We start from the raw sequence: 5,610 nt of genomic DNA on the forward strand, positions 1-5,610 counted from the left end.
ATCGCCCACCACAACGCCGTGCTCAACACCTTCGCCGCCGTGCGGCCGGCGGCGCAGATCGCCTTCGAGGCTGCGCCGCCGCTGTCCATCAAGGCCGAGGCGCTGACCGGCGCGGACTTGTCGGCCATCCGGGCCGGCCTGGTCGAGTGGGCAACCTACGAACAGTGGTTGACCACCGGCGAGGGCCACCCCTTCTGGCCCCACACCCACCCCGCCCGCGTCAGCGACACGCTGAAGGGTCTGTGGGATCGCGACTTCAAGCCGCGCGGCCACTACACCGACCCGCCGCGCTGGGAGATGGGTGTGGCGCGCACCTTCCTGCAGCCGCTGGAGAACATCCCCATGGTCTTCCGGCGCACGTCGCTCCAGGCCGTGGCCGGGGCGATGGATCACCTGCTGCAGAACCCACGCAACCCGCTCTCGCCCCACATCAGCCAGATCGGCGAACACGTCTGGATGTACGACGCCCGCGACCTGCGGCTGATCTACGTCCCGTCGGTCGTCCAGGACAAAGGTGGCCGCGAGCGGCGCTACGTCTTCCTCATCTGGCTGGCCCCGGGCGTGCCGGTGCGGAATCCGTTTGCGATGTGAGGAAGAGCAGGGGGGCGGGGGAGTGGGGGTGCAGGGGAGAAAGAGCGTTCCCATTTGACCGTTCTTTCTCCCCCGCACCCCTGCCCCCTGCTCCCCCGCAGGAGAATTCATGCCTGACCAACCCACAATCCTCGCCTTCGTCTCCGACCTCATGTTCACCGTGCGCATCGGCAAGGTGGCCGAGCACCTGGGTTATCGCGTCGAATGGATCGAGACGGCCGGCCAGCTTGGCGCGCCCGACCCCGACGCGCCGCTGGAGTCGCCCGGCGAGCGGCTGCACGGCCAGGAGGGCCGCCTGTTCGAATACATCACCCGGCGGCAACCGGCGCTGCTCCTCTTCGACCTGACCAACGCGGCCATTCCCTGGCGGCAGTGGATCGCCGCGCTCAAGTCGGCGGCGGCCACGCGGCGCACGCCCATCCTCTGCTTTGGCCCGCACGAGGACGTGGCGACGATGACCGCCGCCCGCGCCGCCGGAGCCGACGCCGTGCTGGCCCGCTCGCGCTTCACGGCCGACATGCCCGCCCTATTCGCCCGCTACGCCCGCCTGCCCGACCGGGCGGCGCTGGCCGGCGCCTGCGCCGAGCCGCTGTCCGATCTGGCCCGAAAGGGCATTGAGTTGTTCAACGAGGGGGCCTACTACAAGTGCCACGACGCGCTGGAGGAAGCGTGGATGCGCGACCCGGCGCCGGGCCGTGACCTCTACCGGGGCATCCTCCAGATCGGCATCGCCTATCATCAGATCGAGCAGGGCAACTACCGCGGCGCGGTCAAGATGCTGCTGCGCGCGCGGCAGTGGCTCGACCCGCTGCCGGCCATCTGCCGCGGCGTGGACGTGGCCGGCCTGCGCGCCGACGCCGCCCGCGTCTATGAGGCGCTGGTGGCTTTGGGGCCGGAGGAGGTTGGCTTGGTGGATCGGGGGTTGTTCCGGCCGATAAGTGTAGTCGCTTCCTAGCAGGGGAGCAGGGGGGCGGGGGAGCAGGGGTGAAAGAACGCGGGCCGAAGACGCGGGTTGGCAACCCGCGCCACAATCCTTGACGCCGCGCCCTTCTTGGCGCAATATCGAGCCATACTTTAGCGAGAGAGACCGGTCAGGTTTCAGAAAACCTGACAGGTCTGACAGGTGAACCCCCGTATGAGTAAAGCGTATACCCCGCAAACGGCGATGTTCATCGTCGCCCATCCCGATGACATCGAGTTCGGCATGGCCGGCACGGCCGCCGTGTGGGCCAAAGCCGGCGCGCGCGTCCTCTACGTCGTCATTACCGACGGCAACGTAGGCAGCCACGAGGAGGGCATGACCGCCGAGCGGCTGGCCGAGATTCGCCGGGCAGAGCAGACGGCGGCCGGCGAGGTCGTGGGAGCGGAGTGCGTCTATCTGGGCTACCACGACGGCTTCCTGCAGCCGACGCTCGAACTGCGCAAAGACCTGGTGCGCCTCATCCGCCAGCACCGGCCCGACGCCGTCATCTGCCTCGACCCCACCAACTTCTTCCCATCGGATAACTACATCAACCACCCCGACCACCGCGCCGCTGGCCAGGCCGCCCTGGACGCCGTTTTTCCCGCGGCGGAGATGACGCTGCTCTATCCCGACCTGGCCGCCGAGGGGCTGGTCGGTCACAAGGTGGACAACGTCTTCGTCGCCTTCGGCGAGCGCAGCAACCACTACGTCGACATCACCGACACGCTCCAACTGAAGATCGACGCCCTGAAGAAGCACGCCAGCCAGTTAGGCGAGTGGGATCCCACCCCGATGGTGCGCCAATGGGCGGCCGAGACGGGCAAGAAGGTCGGCTTCGCCTACGCCGAGGCGTTCTATCGTATCACCCTTACCACCGTCGAGACGCCCACCGAGCCGCAGCCGGAGATATAAGAGGGAAGAATCCGCAGATTTCGCAGATTACGCAGATTTGAGAAATGAGCTCACGCCAAGAACGCAAAGCGGGCAAAGGCGCAAAGTACTTTTCTTCTTGGCGTACTTGTTGAACTTGGCGCTCTTTGCGTGAGCCTCCTCTCTAATCTGCGAAATCTGCGGATCATTCCTCTGAAACTTTGCAACCGCAATGGTGTTAAGCACAAGGGAGGCACGCCCGGACTTGGAACCTATCCCGGAGTACGTGTAAACTAACGCGCTTATGGCCCGAAAGACGATCCTGTTCATCGGCGGCTCGCTGAACATGACCCGGATGACCCACGCCGTCGCCCGCCACCTGCAAGACGAGTTCGACTGTTGGTTCAGCCCATTCTACAGCGACGGCCTCTATGACCTTCTGGCCAGCCACACGCGCTTGATCGACTTCACCGTCCTCGGCGGCAACTTTCGCCGCCAGACCGACGCCTACCTGCGCCAGCACAACCTGCCCATCGACTACCGCGGCGAGGCCCGCGCGTACGACCTGTACGTGGCGACGACCGACCTCTATGTGCCCAAGAACCTGCGCGACAAGCCGTTCATCCTCATCCAGGAGGGCATGACCGACCCCGAGGGCATCATGTATCACCTGGTCAAGTGGTTTAAGTTGCCGCGCTACTTCGCCAGCACCTCCACCAACGGCCTGTCCAACCAGTATCGCTACTTCTGTGTGGCCTCGGAGGGGTATCGCGACTTCTTCATCCGCAAGGGCGTGCGGCCGGACAAGCTGGTCGTCACCGGCATCCCCAACTACGACAACTGCGCCAGCTACCTGAACAACGACTTCCCCTATCGCGACTTTGTCCTCATCGCCACCTCCGACGCCCGCGAGACCTACAAACTCGACAACCGCAAAAGGTTTCTGCGCCGCGCCCTGGCCATCGCCAACGGCCGGCCGGTCATCTTCAAGCTGCATCCCAACGAGAACTTCCAGCGGGCGGAGCGGGAGATTCGGGAGGTGTGGGCGGAGGCAGCGCGGGGGAGCGGGGGAGCGGGGGAGCAGGGGGGAGTTAAGAATTACGACTTAGGAATCAGGAATGGGGAGGAAGTGGTTAGCGGCGGCCAACCACGAACGGCGGATGACCGGCGACCACCGATCACTGACGAACCGCTGATCTACACCGACGGCAACATCGATCACATGATCGCCAATTGCAGCGCACTCATCTGCCAATACTCGACGGTGGTCTATGCGGGCATCGCCTTGGGCAAAGAGGTACACTCCTACTTCGATCTGGCGATGTTGAAGCGGCTCATGCCCATGCAGAATGGGGGCACGTCGGGGCGGAATATCGCCCAGTTGTGCCGCCACATCTTGTTAGGTGAGCCGGTACGGTGGGAGGAGTTTTTGGTTTATGCAACGCCGTGATGACCGGCAGTTGGGGGGCGGGTTGGCAACCCGCCCTACAGTGGCCACGATTATTCAGGCCCGGACAGGCTCGACACGCCTGCCCAACAAGATCATGCGCCCGCTGGCCGGCGCGCCGCTGCTGACGCGCATGATGGATCGGGTGCGGGCCGCGGCGCTGGTCGGGACGGTCGTTGTAGCGACGACAACCGAGCCGGCCGACGACCCCATCGAGGCGCTGTGCCGGGCGCACGGCTTCGCTTGCTTCCGCGGCGACGCGGCTGACTTGCTGGATCGGCACTATCGGGCGGCCTTATGGGCCGTCGCAGCCGGCGGGGCCGTCGGCGATCTGGCTGTTGTGAAGATCCCATCCGACTGCCCGCTGATTGACCCGCGGGTGATCGACCGGGTTATTGGCTTCTACTTCGACCATCCCGGCGAGTACGACTACGTGAGCAACCTCCACCCGGCCACCTACCCCGACGGCAACGACGTGGAGATCATGCCCCTGGCCGCGCTGGAGACGGCGTGGCGCGAGGCGCGGCGTCCGCTGGAGCGGGAGCACACGACGCCCTACTTCTGGGAGAATCCCGACCGCTTCCGCGTCGGCAACGTGGCCTGGGAGTCGGGGCTGGACTACTCGATGAGCCACCGCTGGACCATCGACTACGAAGCGGATTACCAGTTCATTCGCGCCGTCTACGAGGGGCTGTACGCGGCCAACCCGCTGTTCAGCCTGGACGACATCCTGGCCTTTCTGGACGCCCATCCGGAGGTCGCCGCCTTCAACGCTGAGTACGCCGGCGTGAACTGGTATCGCCACCATCTGGACGAACTGCGCACCGTGACGGAGGCGCAGACAAGGAAGAGTTATTAGTTATTAGTTATTAGTTGTCAGTTTAAAAGCACCGTCCACTGACAACTGACTACCGACAACTGACTACCGATAACTGACTACTGACAACTGACTACCGACAACTATATGACTATGAACACAGAAGAACTCAACGACCTGGAAACGATGGCCCTGCGCGTGCGGGAGCACATCATCCGCCTGTCGACCGACGGCGGTTGCTTCACCGGCGCGTCGCTGTCGTGCGCCGACCTGATCGTCTACCTGTACCGGCGCTTTCTCAACGTCGGGCCGGCCAACTTCGACGCGCCAGACCGGGACTACCTGTTCCTGTCGAAAGGGCACGACGTGCCGGCGCTCTATGGGACGTTTGTCGAATTGGGCTGGCTGGCCCCGGAACGGCTGCGCAACCATCTGAAGACGAACGACACTATTTACTGGCATCCTAACCGGCACATCCCCGGCATCGAGTTCCACAGCGGCTCGCTGGGCCATTTGCCGTCCGTCGCCGTCGGCGTGGCGTTGGACTGCAAGCTGCGCGGCCTGAACAACCGTATCGTCGTCATCACCGGCGACGGCGAGTTGAACGAGGGCACGGTCTGGGAAGCGCTGCTGGTAGCGAACGCCAAGCAACTCGACAACCTGCTCTTCATCGTGGATCGCAACCACTTCCAGGCCAACATGCGCACCGAGGAGTTGATTCCGCTGGAGCCGCTGGCGCCCAAGTTTGAGGCGTTCGGCTGCCGGGTGCGGCGGGTGGACGGGCACGACTTCGAGGCGCTGGAGGAGGCGCTCTTGGACCTGACAGTTCTTCCGAGACCTGTCAGGTCTGGCCCGGCCGTCCTTATCGCCGACACCGTCCGCGGGCGCGGCCTGCCCAGTATCCAGGAGCGGGCCGATCGC

At 64.7% G+C, this 5,610-nt stretch carries 6 protein-coding genes; all 6 read left to right on the top strand.

Annotated elements, in window-relative coordinates; translation table 11 throughout:
* On the top strand, window positions 1-591 hold a 591-nt coding region (locus tag ACE3UY_RS02585; protein WP_374685991.1), incomplete at its 5' end, for a hypothetical protein.
* A gap of 109 nt (window positions 592-700) precedes the next feature.
* Entirely contained in the window at window positions 701-1,546 is an 846-nt protein-coding gene (locus ACE3UY_RS02590) for a DUF309 domain-containing protein (RefSeq protein WP_374685992.1), read from the top strand.
* Window positions 1,547-1,726: 180 nt separating this feature from the next.
* Window positions 1,727-2,467 carry a PIG-L deacetylase family protein gene (locus ACE3UY_RS02595; protein WP_374685993.1) on the top strand — a complete coding sequence of 247 codons (741 nt, stop codon included), beginning with the start codon at window positions 1,727-1,729 and terminating at the stop codon, window positions 2,465-2,467.
* Between the two features lie 262 nt (window positions 2,468-2,729).
* On the top strand, window positions 2,730-3,875 hold the full coding sequence (locus tag ACE3UY_RS02600; protein ID WP_374685994.1) for a hypothetical protein: 1,146 nt from the start codon (window positions 2,730-2,732) through the stop codon (window positions 3,873-3,875).
* Window positions 3,862-4,731 (top strand): cytidylyltransferase domain-containing protein, encoded by an 870-nt coding sequence (locus ACE3UY_RS02605; protein ID WP_374685995.1) that lies wholly within the window; start codon window positions 3,862-3,864, stop codon window positions 4,729-4,731. The genes ACE3UY_RS02600 and ACE3UY_RS02605 overlap by 14 nt, the downstream gene beginning before the upstream one ends.
* Window positions 4,732-4,836: 105 nt before the next feature.
* Window positions 4,837-5,610, top strand: a 774-nt coding sequence (locus tag ACE3UY_RS02610) for a transketolase (protein WP_374685996.1), incomplete at its 3' end; no start/stop codon positions are given.

The organism is Promineifilum sp. (SeqCode) (genome assembly GCF_041918635.1).
Classification (GTDB): domain Bacteria; phylum Chloroflexota; class Anaerolineae; order Promineifilales; family Promineifilaceae; genus Promineifilum.